This window comes from Bradyrhizobium sp. BR 1432, from assembly GCF_051547705.1.
GTDB lineage: Bacteria > Pseudomonadota > Alphaproteobacteria > Rhizobiales > Xanthobacteraceae > Bradyrhizobium > Bradyrhizobium zhanjiangense.
Genome location: NZ_JBPUGF010000003.1, coordinates 4,536,589 through 4,554,056 on the forward strand (window position 1 = coordinate 4,536,589; position 17,468 = coordinate 4,554,056).

Sequence of the window (17,468 nt, forward strand, 5' to 3'; positions counted from 1 at the left end):
GCCGTATGGCTCTGAAAAATCGCCACAAATGCCCGCCCAACGCGACCAGGTTTCAGTCGGCGGGAAAAATAATCGGACCACTCGGTTAATTAATCTCCTTGCTTCGTCGAGTGGATGTATTTAATGTGTTTAATATTAACGTCATTATTTGTCTATGTTGATCGCCGGCCTCCGAGGAACTCCGCTCGATCCGAATGGTCAATTTGAGAAATTTGAAATGACCTCAACTTCGGCAACGCTTCAGCACTGGGCGACCGATATTGAAATGGCTGGGTACGCTCCAGCGCCGATCGTCGATCGAGTGGGAGAGGTACGCTCTTGACCATCCAGGACAGATTGGTTTTGACCTCTTCCAGAGGGCCTGGCTTCGATCACGTGCGGCTTGTCGCTGCAATCATCGTGCTCCTGCACCACAGCCGCGGGCTTCAATATCCCGATGTCCGAGACGATCCGTTATTGCACTATAGCGGGGGGTACATGGATTTCGGCCGCTTCGCTGTGGTCATCTTTTTCGCCATCAGCGGCTTCCTGGTGACGCCCGGCTTGCTGCGCACGGCGAACGTTGTGTACTACGCACTGCATCGGAGCCTCCGCATATTTCCTGGTCTGATCGTCAACGTCGTGCTGACGGTGCTGGTACTTGGTCCAGTGCTGACAACGCATTCCCTGGCGTCCTACTTCAGGGATCCTCAGACGTACCTTTACGCCAAGAACATATTGACCCTGATGGTGAACTATTTACCGGGCGTGGTCGCGAGCGACGGAAACCCCGTGAGCGTCAATGGCGCGCTTTGGACACTGCATTTCGAAGTTCTTTGCTACATCTTGCTTGGCCTGTTCGGCGTCCTGGGCCTGTTGAACCGACGCAAGCTCGTTTTGGTGTTTTGGTGCGCGTTCTATGCAGTCTCCATCGCGATCGCGCTCAGTCCCTCCTTCGCCGCCGCCTTAGGCGGCCGTTTTTCGACGTTCGTGAGCTTGTTTGTCTATTTCGGATGCGGCATCGTGCTGTACTTGTTTCGCGCGCGCATTCCGTTCTCCATCGTCTTGGCGTGTACCTTGTTTGTGGTGCTTCTCGGGGCATTGCCTCTCGGCGGAGGACCCTTCGTCATGCCCATCTGCCTGCCGTATCTGATGATGTTTTGCGGACTTTCGGCTCTGCCCGGGAAGGTCCCGCTAAAGCATGACCTCTCCTATGGCGTGTATTTGATTCATGCACCGGTTCTGCTTGCCTTCAGTCTCACATTTCCGAGTATGCATATTTGGTGGATTGGCGCTGCGGTAGTCTTTCTCGTCACCCTGGTGCTGGCCTACGCCTCATGGATTTTTGTCGAGGGTCCGGCGTTGAGCAAGAAGAAGGTGGCGTCGAAGTGGGCTGAGCGATGCATTGAATCGCTTAAGCCACATCTTGGGTCGCGTACTCGGGCCCGGACGGCTGCTGAGAGGATTGGAAACCTGCAAAGCTGAACGTCTGCGTTCTATGCACGTTTCGACGAGGATTTCCCGGCGCGGATGACGTGTGATTTCTCGGACTATTCAGCCGGTGCCCCGTAACGTACCTTCCGTGCAGGCGAACGCGAGCTGGCTCTCTCCGAGGTCTCTGCGTCTACGTCGAGCACCCAGGCTCCGCTTCCCAGTAGAAATAGAAAAGCAACATACGCAGTGTCCCAGAAATGGACGGTCCAACCGACCAGGTAAATCCCTGCCATGGCGATCAGAAAAGCCGTTCGATACGCCGTTATCTTCCCGTCGAGACCCTTCTTGGAACCTACGGTAAGGAAGATCAACAAAATGGCCAGATGCAGGAGAACAGGTGCCGGCAAGCCGGAGCGCATTGCCAAGACGAGCCAGAAATTGTCAATGCTTGGCCCCATCCAATTGGGGCGTTCCCAATCGCTCAGGCCGATGCCGAAAACGGGATGATCCAGGGCTACCGCGGACCCATAGTCCCATATCAGCAGCCGAAAATAGTATGACTGAGGATCGAATGTGAGATAGCCGGAGACAATTGACGGCAAGGATCGGTTGGCCACGGCTTCGATCAAAGTGACGACTACGGCCAAAAGCCCGATCAAAATTTTCCATCGGGCCTTGACGCCCCTTAACAGCGAGTCCCATGACAGAAGGAGCCCTTGAGCGACGATCGCCATTAAGGGCCCGGCGGACAACGACATGCTCGCGGTAGCCGCCACGGCCGCAGTCATGAGGTTGCGCCGAAGCAAACTCATCTTGTGGCCGAGAACCAAGTAAACCGGGGCAAGCGCACTGGCTGCGAACACGCCGAAGAGAATTGGATGATCAAAAACCGACTGGACCCGAGTTAACCCAGATCGTTGCTCCGGGCTGAACAAGGGCGTTGGGCAGATCATCGCAAACAATTCGCGCAAAATGTTGTGCCCAGAGACAAGCTCGATAATGGCGAACGGCAACAGGACGAGCACGATCCTGAACAGTAGCTGGATCATGTTGTAGAAGTCGTCCGCGTCACGGATGAAGCATCGCGCCAAAAGATAGGGGCCGATGGTTTCGATCCACTCAATTCCGAACGTTTGGCTGGACGATTCTATTCCATCAACAACGATTAAGCCGAGGACGCGCCAGAATGAAAACAGCAGCACTGCAACATCGGAAATCTTGATTCCCACTCTCCCGGCAGCAAACTTGCTCAAGCAAGGCAGGATCATCACGAGAAGGACGATTCGGTAGAGCGACAGTCGCAGTGACCCGACATAAAGTTGGCACGGCCAGAGGAGGGCAAGAAAGAACAGAAGTACGGGCCAACTTAATTGTTTCCGTCCGGCCTGATATGAACCGGCCAGCCCTTGCTCCTTGTGCAACGGACTGACGACCTGAAAAGCGGGGATATGACGACGCCGGAGTTTACCGGAACCTATTGAATATCTGGGCATCTGATCGGCTCCGATAGACAATCCTATCTGGACTATAACGTCCGCCTGTTCGGAACGCCGGAGCGTCGAGTCAGCAGAGATCCGGTGGCGTCATCAGCATTACTTGTGAATGTTGGCGCGCAGATCCCGTCGAACCTAGTACATCCGCAAGTACGTTCGGCAATGCGATTATTGGCGATCCTGATGTTGGTCATCGGGTTTGGCCACGTCCATCACGACGCGCGGTGTAGCCACCGCCGGTGGGGCGATTATCCTCCAGTCGGACATCGTCTACCGGACCTTCGCTATTCTCAATCGTAAACGAGGAATTAGTGGTGCTGTCGTAGATAGCGGTGTTGTGTTTCACGACGTCCCTTTGGGCGCAAACGCCATCTTGCACTTTGTGAACATTGCAATGCCGGACAGTCCATCCGAGGTTCCATCGAACCCCACACCCTTGCTGCCACCGGTCGCGAAGGTGCTGAACATGTCACTATCCCCGATCAGAACTCCGCCACCCTTGCCGGTTATGATAATCCGTCCCAGGCCGTGGCATTGACGCGCATGTTTCTTATCGGCACACTGGGGCATTGATGTAGAGAGATAGCCTTCAATATCTAACCCGCTGATTACGGCTTGACCTCGGCGGGTATTATCGCATTTAATAATTTACACTTCAATGCATTTTGAATCCCCGACGCTTTAAGCGTGGAGAGATCATAGATAAAGATCTGTTCGGTTTGGTTTTTTAATGGAAGATTATTTCCAATAAGTTGCGGCGAGCTTAGGGAAATGTATCATTTTCTTTCGAGTTTACCATCTGCCGTATTTGTGGATTTAACATTGGCAGTCCTAATGCCGCCGCCGCCGAGAGGCCGCGGCAAAACAACTCGTTCACGATTCAGGCGGTATCTATTGAGGAGCTCAACCCACGGGTGTGCGCCTGGGGCACTGCATCCGGCGTGGACGCGCCTGACAGTGGAATTCCGGTGGCCTCCGACTTCTTCCCGATCGCCGCTTGGTTGCAGGGTACGGTGCGTGATCCGATGCGGCTAGCGCAAAATTGGGGGCAACATTCTGCGGGTCTTCCCTACATCGACAGGGTGGTGAGCGCCCGATGAACCGAACAACGCATAATCCAACGGAAGGGGGCGGTTACCTTCCCATCGAGCCAAGCGCGCTCCACGAGGCCTGCAGACAGCACGCGACCTGTTTTCCTCGGTCTTGGACGAGGCGTCGCGTATGATGGTTGGGAACTCCGCTCGGCGCCGCACTATTGGGAGACTCAAATGGCTGTGGTCTCCGGGGGCGACCGCGCTTTCTTGTCACGTCGCTTTGCGGAGTTATTTGAGATAAGCTGGATTTAAATATTTTAAGAGGGTATGAGCTACAGGCTCAGGCAAAGCATATGAGCAACGTAGACGAGCTTTCCGGCGGCTGCGACCCAAAGCGCCGGAATTTTGCAGGCGAGCGGCTGGCCCAAAGAGATCGGCCCGCGCGAGCACGCGAAATGCTTGGCGCATGTAGTGAGTAGCTACGCGTGATGAGAAACATCTCCATTTGGGCAAGCACCAAGCGGATTGCAAAGCTAGCAATTAGCCTGCTCTACTATATCGCAGGGAGATTTTCGCGATCCGTACTTCAATTGGTGGGTCGTTCGCCGGATCGCAGCTTGGTTATCCTGTACTATCATGGGATACCACACGCGTACCGAGCCAATTTCGTGCGCCAAATGGAATCGATCCAGCGCAGAGCTCGAGTATTGCCAGCGTCTCATCGTGGAACCCTGCCTGGCGGCAAGCCGAACGTCGCAATCACGTTTGATGACGCTTATGTCAGCGTGGCCGAGCACGCCTTGCCGGAGCTTCACGCTCGCGGATTTCATTCTACTATTTTTGTTCCGGTGGGGGCCTTGGGGCGTCGTCCAACCTGGCCCGTCGAACCCGGTAGCCTTGATGCCGATGAGACGGTGATGTCCGCGGACCAGCTCACCCCACTGCGTTCCACGCTCGTAACGCTTGGATCTCACACCAACACGCATCCGCGTCTCTCCCAAATAGATGCACGTCTTGCCCAGGAAGAAATCGAAGACTTACGCCTGAAGCTTCAGGAATTGACGGCGCGGCAGGTTCGGCTATTGGCCTTTCCATATGGAGATCATGACGCCTCGACGATCGAATTGTGCAGGGCTGCGGGCTACGACTATGTTTTCAGCGTGGTGCCTAATGCTGTCGATACGACAAGTTCCAGCTTCGTCAGAGGGCGCGTGAAAGTCGATCCCTTCGATTGGCCACTAGAATTTTTTCTAAAGTATCACGGAGCCTATGCCTGGTTCTCACAGGTGTCTCTGCTGAAGCAGAAGCTGAGCGATCGGCGTCGAGAGGTTCGGCGCCATCTTACGGACACCCAGGCCAAATCGGCCCATTCTTTGTAGTGCAATTGTGATGAGGATTGCGGTCGGACCGAACACGAACCTCGGGTGACGAGTGACGAAATAGAACAGCAGGTCACCGCCGTTGCACGCAAAGCTCAGCGACTTTGGAAATAGCGACGAACCATACTAACTCAGCAACCTGTTGCGCGCGGCCTCCAAGAAGTGCAACACGCCGCTCTGCAGACTACCGGGGCTGCACTCGTAGGGGCCGACGTCGGTGACGGCGCGGCCGTTCAACCCCTGTTTGAAACGAAAAACGCCTGGATTCCGCTGCTGATCGATACCGCCCAGATCGTAGTAGGAGTTGCCGGTCCTTTGCGCATATTCGATCACAGTCCAATGCAAGAGGTATGAAGCGCGCAGATCGCGCCCCTTGGAATTAGCCGCGCCGAGCAGATAGATGGCCGTGTCGCCTACGAAGCTGCCGAGATGCCCTGCAACAAGCTCCTGCCCATGCCAAGCAAGGTGCAAAACGAGTTTCTGATCGGCAGGAATCTCAGGCTGAATGTTCTTGAAGAAGAGCACGTCCTGGTTCGTCTTGAAATCCTTCTGCTTGGTGAGTTCGAGGAATATGGGCTCGAACTGGTCAAAATCATCCGGCTCGAACGACCGAGTTATCCGGATGTCCGCCTTCTCGGCTTTGGCCAGGTTGCGACGCCAATGGAGATCAGCATCCTTTCGTATGGCGGAAAGCGGTCTAGCCAGATCGAGAATGAACGTTCCTCGCGGCCTCTGCCGCGTGCAAGGCCGGAACCCGCTGGCCTCCAGCATCGCTATCTGTAGCTCCTGGAATTGGCCGCCGACGAGCGCCGGGACAACGCGTAGAACTAACCGCCGACGCTCGACGTACTCTCGACGAAGTGCCTCGACACAGCGCCCGAACTTTTCCGGGGAGAAGCTGCTGTCGTTCCTGGTGACGGGAGCGTGACTCAAATAGCCAATTCCGAAGGGCGTCAGCGGAACGGTCTTAACGCGAACGTCAGCGAGGCCGACCAGAGTCTGATCCTCATACAATCCGTTCAGTTCGGAAGTTGCGCCGACCCGGCGCGCCGCGGCATCGGCATAGCCGCTGAGTTGGCGATAGGAAGTATCACGAAACATGGGCGTCAGCGCATCCCACGTTTCCTTCGACAGTCGCTTGACGGTGATCATTTGGATGAAGCTGCGGATTGCGCGATGCGAGAAGTATTGTCCCGCTCCCAGGCGGAACCTCTAGTCCAGCAACGAATGCTAGCCCTGCATCGAGCTAGCATATTGACAAAGCAATAAATCAACAATCCGGACCATATGCGAGGTTCCTTGAACAGTGCGATGAGCGTCCGGTGATTTGCTTCGCCTTTATTTGCGTGGAGCTCAGAAAAATCGCGAGCGAGCTCGAATATCCCGGCATAGGCACGAGTTCTGACCGCAATCAACTGTGAGATCGTGCGTGGGGGAAATACCGTGGACTTAGCGGAGGGGAGGGTCTCTCGTTCTTTCGGCGTGAACTGAAGCCGAACGTAAATGTCATCGGCAATGAGATCTGGAAATCGGGTAAAGCGCTTGTGTCCTTCCGCAGACAATGCATAGACGCCGGACCCACCGATTCCCTCGCGGGACGACGGCAATCTGGATCGAATGCCATAGTATTTGCGGACTGGCCAGGAGCAGCCGGTTAGATCGATCTCGGGCGTTGGTGCCACGGCCAACACGTCGCCCCGCTCGAGACGGCTCGCCAAAACCCGAATGGCATCGTCCGTAATGACGATATCGGCATCAACATAAATACGCGGGAAGGCGCAGGCGATCTGATCGCCGAGGTTTAGGGCGTGAGTCTTGCTCGCGACCTCGGACTCGATAACACGTGCCGTTGGACTGAAATGCCGCGCGATGTCCGCCGTGTTGTCAGTGCATCCATTGCAAACGACGACGACGTCCATCTCGTCTGAACCCGAGTTGCTAACCCAAGCACCTAACGTTCGCGCTATTACCGAGCTCTCGTTGTGTGCGGGGACGACAATCGAAATCATGGCTTCCTCAGGCACGAGCAACGGCAGCAACTGCTCGGAAGGGGCTCGCGCGACGACCCACCACAGCCGCGGGTCTGGCGCCGCCCGGACCGCCACTGCAGCAGTGCGACCCTCGTCCGGTCAACTGAGCGGATTCTGATAAACATAAACTGGGCGGCTCCGGTGACATTAAATTCCTATTGTTTATCTTCGAGTTTAAATTATAATCAATTTAAACGGCCTAAATTTAAATTGCAATATTTTTTCATGTCGTCGGAGGCATTGAATATGGAAGGCTTAATCTCCAGCCCGGTCAAGATCGCGCAGGACATCGCAGACCTTGCCAGTCCTCAGGAAAAGATTCTTTCGAATCGTCCAGCCAAGCTCAAAATCAGCGTCTTCGGCATTGGTTACGTCGGGACAGTATCTGCAGCGTGCCTTGCACGCGACGGGCATGAAGTGGTGGCGGTTGATGTCAACCAAGAGAAGGTCGATATCCTGAACGAAGGTCTGTCGCCAATCGTCGAGCCATGGCTCTGTGAAAACATCGATGCCGCTGTCCGCGCTGGTCGATTGAAGGCAACGACCGACCCTTTGGCGGCCGTTTCGTCAACCGACGTCTCGTTGATCTGCGTCGGAACCCCTTCGCAAGAAAATGGATCACTCGAAACGGCGTTCGTGAGCCGAGTGGCGCAGGAAATTGGAGAAGGTCTCCGCAAGAGCACGAACTTTCATTCGGTTGTAATGCGCTCGACGATGCTGCCGGGCACGATGGAAGAATTGATCATACCCATGCTGGAGCGCTCGTCGGGTAAGCAAGCTGGTCGAGACTTCGGAGTTGCCTATTTTCCCGAATTCTTGCGAGAAGGAACAGCCATAGGCGACTATGACAATCCGGGAGCGATCGTGTTCGGCGTCGAAGATGACCCGCAAACGCTTCGGCGGCTCATGGACATCCATGAAAAATTTTCTGTAGCGCCCCAGATCATGTCAATTCGCGCCGCCGAGGCAGTCAAGTATGCAAATAATGCCTGGCATGCGACGAAGATCAGCTTTGCAAATGAGTTGGGATTGCTTTGCAAAGCGATGGGTGTCGACAGCCACGAAGTAATGAAGGCTCTGGTTAGCGACACGAAACTCAATATCTCTCCGGCGTACCTCAAGCCCGGATTCGCGTTCGGCGGTTCTTGCTTGCCAAAGGACGTCAGCGCTTTGCGCCATGCCGGAAGAATGGTCGACATTGACACGCCCTTACTTGATGCCGTTCTGCAAGCGAACGAGAACCAAATTCGAAGTGCCTTTCGAACTCGTCGCCGCGACCGGAAAGCGGCGTATTGGCCTCGTCGGCCTGAGCTTCAAGCCGGACACGGACGATCTGCGTTACAGTCCAATGCTGGAGATTGCAGAAAGATTGATCGGCCGTGGCTATGAACTCGCGATCTATGACTCGAACATTCGTTTGTCGCGGCTCACAGGGGCCAACAGAGATGAGCTGATCAGGCGCCTGCCGCATATCGCCTGCCTGCTGCGAGAGACAATGACCGAACTCGCCGACTTTGCCGAGGTTCTGGTAGTCGGAAACCGCGAAGAGTTTCAGAAGAATTCGTCCCCCTTGATCGGTCACAAGAAGATAATCATCGATCTTGTACGCATTAGGCCGGACGGGCAAACCGGAATTAATTATCGCGGCATCTGTTGGTAAATCGCTGGTCTGGCGATCATGACGCTAGTATCTGGTGTTGAGGGGACACGTAGCATCCGACCGCGGAGAATTCTGATCATTGTCGAAAACCTTCCGGTCCCATTCGATCGCCGGGTCTGGGCGGAGGCGCAATCGCTGCGCAGGTCCGGCTACGAGGTATCAGTGATCTGTCCCCGTGGTCCGCTCGCGGAGACTCCTTTCGAGCTGATCGACGGGATCGAAATCCACCGCCACCCGCTGCCGATCCAAGCCAAGGGCAAGCTCGCCTATCTCGCCGAATACAGCAGCGCCCTATTTTGGGAGTTTGCCTACTCGCTCAAGGTGCTCGGGCGGAATGGCTTTGATGTGATTCACGCCTGCAATCCACCGGATCTTATTTTCCTAATCGGAGCCTTCTATAAGTATCTGTTCGGCAAGAAGTTCGTGTTCGATCATCACGATCTGAATCCAGAGTTATTCGAAGCAAAATTCGGACATCGTGGGCTGATTTGGAAAGCGCTAGTCCTTCTCGAACGAGCGACGTTCAGGGTGGCCGACATCTCCATCGCTACCAATCTGTCCTATGCCCGCGTCGCTGTCCAGCGTGGCAAAATGAGGCCGGATCGGGTGTTTGTCGTCCGGTCGGGACCGAATCTCGCGCGGGTGCGCGAGTTGGCTCCCGACAACACGTGGCGCAATGGCCGGTCGCATCTCGTCGGCTATGTCGGCGTCATCGGGGAGCAGGAAGGCATCGATCTCCTGCTTGAGGCAATCAATCACATAACGTTCACGCGGCAACGAACTGATGTCCAGTTCGTCATTATGGGAGCGGGACCAAACCTGGAGTCGCTAAAGCAGGCTTGTGCGCAGATGGGCATTTCAGAATTTGTGACCTTCACCGGCAGGGTGGACGACGCTACCCTGTTCACGGTGCTTTCGACCGCGGACGTCTGCGTCAACCCGGATCGCCCAAATGCGATGAATGACATGTCTACGATGAACAAGATCATGGAGTACATGGCGCTAGGCAAGCCGATCGTGCAGTTCGATCTATCGGAAGGACGAGTGTCGGCGCAATCGGCCTCTCTCTACGCCCGCAACACTGATACGGTCGATTTCGGAAACAAGATCCTAGAACTCATCGATGATCCAGATCGTCGTCGAGAGATGGGCATGCACGGACGCCAGCGCGCACGCGACGAGCTCTCGTGGGAGCATGAAGGGCCGAAACTGATTGCAGCTTACGAGGCGCTTTTCAAATGAGGCTGCAGCAGCCGAGGCTTTCCTTGCTGGAGCCGGTCGTCTGGGTGCAGCAATTGGTGGCGACGTCCAGCCCCGAGTGTGCGTGGGCGCCTCCAAATGCTGCCAGGATCATGAGCCGAAGCGGATATGTTTCCCAGAACCGTTCTATTGATAGGGTGCAGAATGGTCGGCCCGAGTTTGTTGACGGGTGTGGCCAACGCCTGATGCTCCCCGATGTGCACCGAACCGCCAACTCTGAGACCATGACGGCAGTATCGGTAGATTTGGCGCGTGGATCAATCTGTGGCGCCATACCTGCTTAACGGGCCCTCATTCCAGCAGACCAAGCAAAGGGAGGTCCTCACTCAAGGCTTTGATCGATTATCCTTGCGCGTTCGATAGAAGTTCCGCTTCCGATGGATCAACCCAGGCTCGGTGTCCGGCGAAGGCGGCGCGCCGAGCCGCCAGCGGGGTGCGGGACTTCGCTGATATCATGACGGCAATATCGGTACGTTTGGCGCGTCGGATGAAGTCTATGGCGCCCTGGCTGCTCAGCGGGCCCTCATTCCAGTAGGCCAAGCAAAGCGGGTCCTCTGAGGCGAATGAGTTGGCGGGTGCACCCAGCGCTTCATCCACGAACACGCCGTAGAGCGTCCACTCGGAGAAATGGAGTTGCCCGGCAATAGCGGTGGCCCATGGGCGGCCTGTAATGGTCGCCACTCTTGCGAGCATTTGCCGAACGATCGCCGGATCCCAGGCTAGGAGCGACGAGATGTAATCGGCATGCGGCGGCGGAGGCAGCTTCAACCCGAGCAGCGCGCGGGCGACCTGGTGCCAAATCACCGTGCTTCGGCAGTCTTTGGTCGATCTCGTTCGGTTTTCTGTAAAAGCGGACCGTTTCATTGTGGATGAACGTCTCTACACCGAACGCACGGATGAGCTCAATGTCGGAATCAACGAGCAGCACCACGTCATCTTCACTTGCGGCGACGGCGGCCAGCTTGACCACTTGTTGCAGGATCCAGCCACGGACCGGCGGGATCGGCTGTCGCAGATTGACCGTGAACTTGGTCAAAGGCATGGGTACAAATGAACTGGGCAGGAATTCGGCTTCGCAGCGGATATGCGTGCGGGGACCGGCGAGACGCTGGAAGAGCGAGATGTCTGATCGCGGCACAATGATGTGATGGTGGACCGATTCAGGCGCGTACTCGAGAATCGACCGGTGCAGGTCTTTGCACAACTCGAAATCGGGTGCGAAGCTCGGTGTAATTACGGACATACGCTTCATGACCATTCTCCTGGCGGCCCGCATCACCTGTGTCTACACGAATCCAAACGTAAAATAGTCAACCTAAGAAATGGTCAAGGAAATCGCCCGCGCCAAAAAAGATCGTGAATGTCGCTCACTTCCGAGTGCGGACGTCGATGGGCTCTATTTGCTGGATCTCCGAAGGGACGAGCCGCCGCGATGATCTGAGCAGGCCGTTGGTACTCGGTACTCAGGCGGCAACGTCCAGGGCATGAACGCTGCTCGCACGGCGGCTCTGTGGCCGCTCGGTCCATGAAGCGCACGGATGCCTTGGCCTAGAATGACACTTAACCAAAATGCAGCCGTAGATAACGCACCGTGATGCCTGCGATGGTACCGAATTCGATTGGCTGACAACAGGGCCGAAAGCCGGGGATTTTCGCCGTACTCTCCCCCAATGTGGATCGCTTTCGCCTCTGGCACATACATCACGGAAAATCCGCACTCCCGCACTCTTCGCATGTAGTCGACTTCTTCCATGTACAGAAAGAACAACTCGTCCCAATCGCCGACAATCCCACGTGCCCTCGCCGAAACCGCAAGAATGGCTCCGGTTGCCCAATCGATCGGGCTTTCCCGATCATACACCGCGGGATCGCCGACCATCTCACCCGTGCCGATCCGGGCAGCCAATGTTCCGCCAAGAATGGCGTCCGTCCATGCGGTCACAACGGACGGCTCCCGGCGAATTGACCAACAAGTCGTTCCATCCTCGGCTAAATTTCGCGGCACCACTACACCAACGGACGAATCTATCAACCGATCAAGTAGCAAACTCGCCACGCCGGGGGTGAGACGGACGTCGGGATTGAGAATCAACAGATTTGCACCGGGGCTAACAGTGGCTGCCCCTGCATTGATGGCCGCGGCATAGCCGGCGTTTCGGCCCATTCTGATTACTCTCGGTCGTACAGGATGAGCGGCTGCGATGTCGACACTACTATCACGTGAGTCGTTATCGACGACGATTGTTTCGAACTGCTTCACCCCCTCCAGTCCGGCCGGCAAGGAATCCAGCAGACCTGGCAGAACACGCGCGCTGTTGTAGGTCACAATGATGATTGACAGTCGAGATTCGGTGTCGGGCCTGTCATCAGCTAAGCGCTGTGAATTCGCGTTTCCTTCGTTGCCGCACGGCTGTTGCCGGCCACTGCTCCTTCGGGTAATGATGGTCCTACCTCCGCGTCCCAGCTCAGTAAATTATTTATATTTAATGTGGCGCATTTAATATAAAACACAATTAAATTGACCTGCAAGGGATTTTTGGGGGCGCCGAGGTCAACCTTTACACGCGGATCGCAATCTCGGCCGGCGTCGCGCCCTGAGGCTGGATCGCCGGCGGACCTCCGAGCAAAAGCTCAAACTCGAACCGGCACATCAACGGCGCTCGGACATTATCTCTCGCAACGCGTCTCCACGGCAGCCTAATCGGATGAACCTGCTAAGGAACTGTCGGCTTGCCCAGATTTGTCTGCAGTACATTTAATATAGCCACGTCGCCGGTATAGCCCGTGGATCGCACGGTGTGGGGATCGAAAACCATAATTCCCTCGGATTCAGCGTGCGAATAGGAAATATATCCGCCCCCCTGATTGGCTGCCGGAGAAAGTTTAAAGAGAATATCCTTCGTGCCGATCAAAAACCGGTTGATGATATCGTCCATGTGTCTCTGGCCGTCAGACGCGGTTGTCGTAACCACAGTTTGTAGGCTCGATGAATTTAAACCTCCAAACATTTGCATAGCAGCGCGCGAGTTGAGAAGAGGATACCAGGAGTCCCAAGAGTAGCCCGCGGAACTGCGTTGACCTTCGGCATCGAAAGCGTCGAATTCGAAGAGCATTCCCTGTGCGCCCGAATTCGGCAGGAGATCACAATTGCGCACGACCTTTGCCGCGCCACCGATTCCTGCGCCGCCGTACAAGCCGCATGCGACGGTTTTCGAGAACGTTCGGTCCGCAATGTAGCCGAAAAGCTGAAGAAGATCGCGCTCGGTGATTCCGTGGAACGAGTAGATGTGGCCGTCCACAATCTGTCTTAGACCGGCCTGAATAATCGCTCCCGACGGCCGATTGGGATTTGTGTACGTCCACAGTAGATTGGTCATACCGTATTGTTTCAGTTTCGCGATAAAGACCGCGTCGTCGTAGGCTGCGAGTTTCGCTTCGAACTGATCGGCTCCCCAGTACAGTGTGGTCATGATGATCATCCCGATCATTCCGTTCTGGATATTCGGATTGTAATCGCGATTATTGGGATCGCCGGCCATGTTATCCACGATGTTGGCGTGGACCACGTCCTTCGTCGTTAGCACGGAGCTGTACAGGAACGCTTCCATGTTGATGCCAATCAAATCGTGTTCAGCCGCCGTCAGCTGATTCCAAATGCGCGGCGTGTTCTTCGCTAGGAGGAACATCATCGCGGCGCCCATTTGCTTTTGATCTTGATAGCCGCCGGTTGCCGTTGGCCCCCGATTCGGTGCCAGAACGTACCGGATTTGTTGGAGGAGTGCGGCGTCAGTTCTAGTGTCGCCACAGAAGGAGTTTATCGCCTTCATCACTTCAGCGTTGTTAAACACGTGTTGATGCGCTCCTCCCGAGAGGCTGGGGTCGTACCACACCTTTCTTGCACCGAGGGCGTACTTTACAGCGGCTTCTGAGAGGCAGAAGGACGCTGCGGCCGTTGAGGACGCCGTGCCCTCGGCGTTGTCGGCCTCGATCGAAATATTTGTAGCCGACGTTTTGGCCGCATTACCGGCTCGGGCCGAGAGTGTGTATGTGGCATCGGCCAAGTTGGCCGTTTCGGGCGAAGCTTCAGAAGCTCCGTTTAGCCTTTCGGCACCAAGAATCGCGCCGTCCAAAAGAAGCGGCACTCCCGCCGCGCCCTTGTTCTCCGTCGTGCCCGAAACCGTCGCGCCATTGGCGGATGAGGCGAGAGTGACGGGGGGACAACAGTGTCCGTTGCGGCAGGCGCGGTCGCTGAGGAGCCAAAAACAACCGGAGCTGGGGTGAAGCTTTTGGCACAACTCAAATAAATGAAACAAAGTATTGATAAAAACGCGACGCCCTTGGCGGACATGGATCACCCCTATTCCCACTCAAGCAGTTCAGCCGCGAGCTTCGGGACTATCCGCCTCTACGATCATGTCGAAATGAGTTTCGAGACTCCTGAAGAAAGTTGAAAGCGAAGCGACGCCGGCGTTCTGCGTTGATTGTTCTCGCTCCAGAGCGGCAGGCTGCGTCACCCCTCCAGGCGCGATGACGCAATAGCAAGAAGCACTAAATCGACCGGGCCCGGTCCGGGGCCGCGTCAATCATCTTGCTTTATAAACCCGCTTATCTATCGAGTCGCTTTTTCGTCGATATGCAGGTTTGCATCAAACCAGCCCATGGGTCGGTTGAGAAGGCCGGTTCGAAGATGCAGTCCACGAAAACGCAGTGGACGAACCGCGGTCGTCCCCCTTCAGGACAAAGCGACATTCGCGAAACAACTCTTCGCGGAATTCGTGGTCGGCGGCGAACTCAAATGTTACGTGGTCTATCTCTTTGCCCAACACACACCTCGCGATCGATAATAAATAATGTGCCAAAGGATGCGTTTGGTTTACTTAGCATATTAATAGTTATTTAAAAGCATTTTCGATTTGACTATTACATTTAATGTATGAAAATGGCCGAGCGAGGTCTTAGAATCGCGTAGACCCTGCCTGCGTTCCGCTACAGCTCGCCGAGCGGGAGGGATTTCATGTTGGACGCCCGGAACCAAATCTTTGAGCGTCTCAATAATTTCCGTTGGGAAGCTCAGCTCAATATATCGACAAGGGGAATTGCGGAAGTCGACAAGCCCGACGCCGGGCACTACGCCACAATCCACTATTCGGCGGTTTACAGGGTTCTTCGTCATCTTTCGCTGCAGCCTTCAGATACCTTCGTCGATGTCGGTTGCGGCAAGGGAAGGATATTGTGCTGTGCGGCGCGGCGCCCATGCAGGAAGGTGGTGGGTATCGATTATTGCGAGGAGTTCTGCAAGGAAGCGCAGACGAATGCGGCGCGAATGCGCGGACGCAGGGTACCCGTGGTGGTGCATAACGGCGCCGCCGAGGAGTTTGATTACACCGAAGCGACTGCTCTGTTCTTCTTCAGTCCCTTCGGCGCCTCGACGCTGGCCGCCGTACTTCAAAAGATGGACCACGACAGCCAGCACCGTCGCATCCGGTTGGCGTTTGTGAACTGCAACGAGGAGCAAGACAAGGTATTTGCCAGGCAGTCTTGGCTCGAACTATACGGCTATTGGCGAGCCGCGGGCCGACGCGCGCATTCGGTACATTTTTACAGGCGGACAGGAGCAGAGATCGACTGAAGATCTGGGCGACCTAACTGCCTCCCGCCTCGATGTCGGAGGTACCGCTCAACGACCTGCTCATCGAGATCGACCAGCTTGTAGTGACGGCCCGTGATCCAACTCAGGAGCCCGCCAACCACGTTGAGGCAACGCCACGCGCCGCGCCGAACGAGCCTCTCTTCGACGAGACGAGCGGCGTAGCGCTCGATGAGCTGTCCGTGCGGCGCGCTTCTGAGACGCCGGTACAGACGGCTTTTGCCGAGTGCTCTTCTACTTCCATCTTCCTGTTCTCCGCTGTTGAAAGCGGGGGCACAGAACGAACTATGCCGAACCGACCAAACGCCGGCCAGCGAGAAATCTGGGGAAAACGACCGAACTCGGCATAGTTCGGCGGGCGGCATAAACCGCCCTATGCCGAACTCGGCATAGGGCGGAGGCGATCAGGGTGTAGATCTCAGCCTCACGCCGGCCGCCCTCATCGGAGCCGGCGAAGGTCCAATTTCTTCGGCCCACGGCGACCGCCCGTAGCTCGCGCTCGGCAACATTGTTCGACATGCAAAGTCGTCCGTCAAAGGAAGCGGGTAAATGCGTCCCAGCGGCTGAGGCAGTAGTTGATCGCCTTGGTCGTCTCGTTGTTTTTGGAGAGCTTGGCGCGCTGCTCGCGCAACCACCCCTGCAGTTCGACGATCAGAGGGCGGCTGCGCTCCCGGCGCACGCGCAGGCGGTCCTGCGGCGCAAGACCGTTGATCTCGCGTTCAATGGCGAACAGAACATCAATGCGCTTGACCGCCTCGGCCGCGATCGGCGCCTTGGTGAGCCGCGTGAGATCAAAGAACTTGCGCCTGCCGTGCGCCCAGCACGCGGCCTCGATGACCGGCCCGCCCTTGCGATTGGCCTCGTAGAGCCTGCCAAAGCCGGCATAGGCGTCGGCCTGCATCAGTCCAGCATAGCCCGCCAGATGCTGCTCCGGATGCTCACCGCCACGGTCCGGCGAGTAGAAGAACACGGCCGCTGGCGGATCTGGCCCAGCAAACGGGCGGTCATCGCGCACATAGGTCCAGAGCCGGCCGATCCGGGTCTTGCCCCTGGCCAGGACCGGCGCCGTGGTGCCATCCGCGTGAATGAGCTCGGCTGCGAAGACGTGGCTCCGGATCGCGTCGACCAGCGGCATCAGGGTTGCGGCGGAGGCACCTACCCAGTCCGCGGCGTCGAGACGTCAAGCTCAATGCCTTCACGCTGGTAGACCTCGCTCTGACGATTGAGTGGCAGGTGCAGGCCGTACTTGGTGAACAGGACATGGGCCAGCAACTTCGGCCCTGCACGCCCGCGCGCAATCGGATGCGAGGGGCCGGCGGCTGGGTGATCGCTTCGCAGCCCTGGCAGACGAGCTTCTCGCGCACGTGCTGGATCATCTTCCACTGCCGCGGAATGAGCTCCCGCGTCTCAATCACGTCCTCGCCGATGGACCGCATCTGGCGTTGGATGGACAACGTGCTCATCGAGGGGCTGTGGCGGTCCCTCAAGACCTGAAGACGCCGACGGGCGTGAGGCGCGGCAATGCGAAATCGATGGACTTTTACAACGAGTG

Annotated in this window: 14 protein-coding genes and 1 pseudogene; 7 read left to right on the top strand and 8 right to left on the bottom strand. The window is 56.4% G+C overall.

Annotated features, from left to right (window positions below):
- The first annotated feature begins 318 nt into the window (after positions 1 to 318).
- Positions 319 to 1,464, top strand: coding sequence for an acyltransferase family protein (locus tag ACSKB8_RS21800; RefSeq protein ID WP_438106276.1), 1,146 nt, complete (start codon positions 319 to 321; stop codon positions 1,462 to 1,464).
- A 65-nt stretch (positions 1,465 to 1,529) separates the two neighbouring features.
- Here ACSKB8_RS21800 and ACSKB8_RS21805 read toward each other — a convergent pair whose 3' ends face one another.
- Both ACSKB8_RS21805 and ACSKB8_RS21810 read right to left on the bottom strand, forming a co-directional pair.
- Positions 1,530 to 2,906: an O-antigen ligase family protein gene (locus ACSKB8_RS21805; RefSeq protein ID WP_438106278.1), complete on the bottom strand. Its 1,377-nt coding sequence runs from the start codon at positions 2,904 to 2,906 to the stop codon at positions 1,530 to 1,532.
- 342 nt (positions 2,907 to 3,248) lie between these two features.
- Positions 3,249 to 3,374 carry a hypothetical protein gene (locus tag ACSKB8_RS21810; RefSeq protein WP_438106280.1) on the bottom strand — a complete coding sequence of 42 codons (126 nt, stop codon included), beginning with the start codon at positions 3,372 to 3,374 and terminating at the stop codon, positions 3,249 to 3,251.
- A gap of 1,054 nt (positions 3,375 to 4,428) precedes the next feature.
- Between ACSKB8_RS21810 and ACSKB8_RS21815 the strand changes: the two genes are divergently transcribed.
- Entirely contained in the window at positions 4,429 to 5,319 is an 891-nt protein-coding gene (locus tag ACSKB8_RS21815) for a polysaccharide deacetylase family protein (RefSeq protein ID WP_438106282.1), read from the top strand.
- 126 nt (positions 5,320 to 5,445) lie between these two features.
- Here ACSKB8_RS21815 and ACSKB8_RS21820 read toward each other — a convergent pair whose 3' ends face one another.
- Both ACSKB8_RS21820 and ACSKB8_RS21825 read right to left on the bottom strand, forming a co-directional pair.
- Positions 5,446 to 6,471 carry a lipid II:glycine glycyltransferase FemX gene (locus ACSKB8_RS21820; protein WP_438106284.1) on the bottom strand — a complete coding sequence of 342 codons (1,026 nt, stop codon included), beginning with the start codon at positions 6,469 to 6,471 and terminating at the stop codon, positions 5,446 to 5,448.
- Positions 6,468 to 7,328, bottom strand: coding sequence for a glycosyltransferase (locus ACSKB8_RS21825; protein ID WP_438106285.1), 861 nt, complete (start codon positions 7,326 to 7,328; stop codon positions 6,468 to 6,470). Before ACSKB8_RS21825 ends, ACSKB8_RS21820 begins: the two co-directional genes overlap by 4 nt.
- Before the next feature lie 162 nt (positions 7,329 to 7,490).
- Between ACSKB8_RS21825 and ACSKB8_RS21830 the strand changes: the two genes are divergently transcribed.
- Genes ACSKB8_RS21830 through ACSKB8_RS21840 form a run of 3 tightly spaced genes read left to right on the top strand, consistent with a single transcriptional unit; the run spans position 7,491 to position 10,251 of the window.
- Positions 7,491 to 8,738 carry a nucleotide sugar dehydrogenase gene (locus tag ACSKB8_RS21830; RefSeq protein ID WP_438106287.1) on the top strand — a complete coding sequence of 416 codons (1,248 nt, stop codon included), beginning with the start codon at positions 7,491 to 7,493 and terminating at the stop codon, positions 8,736 to 8,738.
- Positions 8,698 to 9,009, top strand: a complete 312-nt coding sequence (locus ACSKB8_RS21835) for a hypothetical protein (protein WP_438106289.1) — start codon at positions 8,698 to 8,700, stop codon at positions 9,007 to 9,009. The genes ACSKB8_RS21830 and ACSKB8_RS21835 overlap by 41 nt, the downstream gene beginning before the upstream one ends.
- Before the next feature lie 18 nt (positions 9,010 to 9,027).
- Complete coding sequence (locus ACSKB8_RS21840) at positions 9,028 to 10,251, top strand: glycosyltransferase family 4 protein (protein ID WP_438106290.1); 1,224 nt, start codon at positions 9,028 to 9,030, stop codon at positions 10,249 to 10,251.
- 607 nt (positions 10,252 to 10,858) lie between these two features.
- On the opposite strand, the gene ACSKB8_RS21845 is transcribed toward ACSKB8_RS21840, so the two are convergent.
- The 3 genes from ACSKB8_RS21845 to ACSKB8_RS21855 all read right to left on the bottom strand — a co-directional run bounded on the left by ACSKB8_RS21845 (position 10,859) and on the right by ACSKB8_RS21855 (position 14,624).
- Entirely contained in the window at positions 10,859 to 11,521 is a 663-nt protein-coding gene (locus ACSKB8_RS21845; RefSeq protein WP_438106292.1) for a DUF6492 family protein, read from the bottom strand.
- A gap of 144 nt (positions 11,522 to 11,665) precedes the next feature.
- A complete protein-coding gene (locus ACSKB8_RS21850) occupies positions 11,666 to 12,595 on the bottom strand; it encodes a glycosyltransferase (protein ID WP_438106294.1) in 930 nt (309 codons plus the stop codon).
- A 388-nt stretch (positions 12,596 to 12,983) separates the two neighbouring features.
- Positions 12,984 to 14,624 carry a hypothetical protein gene (locus ACSKB8_RS21855; RefSeq protein ID WP_438106295.1) on the bottom strand — a complete coding sequence of 547 codons (1,641 nt, stop codon included), beginning with the start codon at positions 14,622 to 14,624 and terminating at the stop codon, positions 12,984 to 12,986.
- A 659-nt stretch (positions 14,625 to 15,283) separates the two neighbouring features.
- Here ACSKB8_RS21855 and ACSKB8_RS21860 point away from each other — a divergent pair.
- Positions 15,284 to 15,898 carry a class I SAM-dependent methyltransferase gene (locus tag ACSKB8_RS21860; protein WP_438106297.1) on the top strand — a complete coding sequence of 205 codons (615 nt, stop codon included), beginning with the start codon at positions 15,284 to 15,286 and terminating at the stop codon, positions 15,896 to 15,898.
- A 32-nt stretch (positions 15,899 to 15,930) separates the two neighbouring features.
- Positions 15,931 to 16,266 (top strand): hypothetical protein, encoded by a 336-nt coding sequence (locus ACSKB8_RS21865; RefSeq protein ID WP_438110903.1) that lies wholly within the window; start codon positions 15,931 to 15,933, stop codon positions 16,264 to 16,266.
- 43 nt (positions 16,267 to 16,309) lie between these two features.
- Here the strand turns inward: ACSKB8_RS21865 and tnpC are convergent.
- Positions 16,310 to 17,355 (bottom strand): annotated as a pseudogene (gene tnpC / locus ACSKB8_RS21870) (IS66 family transposase); the annotation flags it as partial.
- Positions 17,356 to 17,468 lie beyond the last annotated feature (113 nt).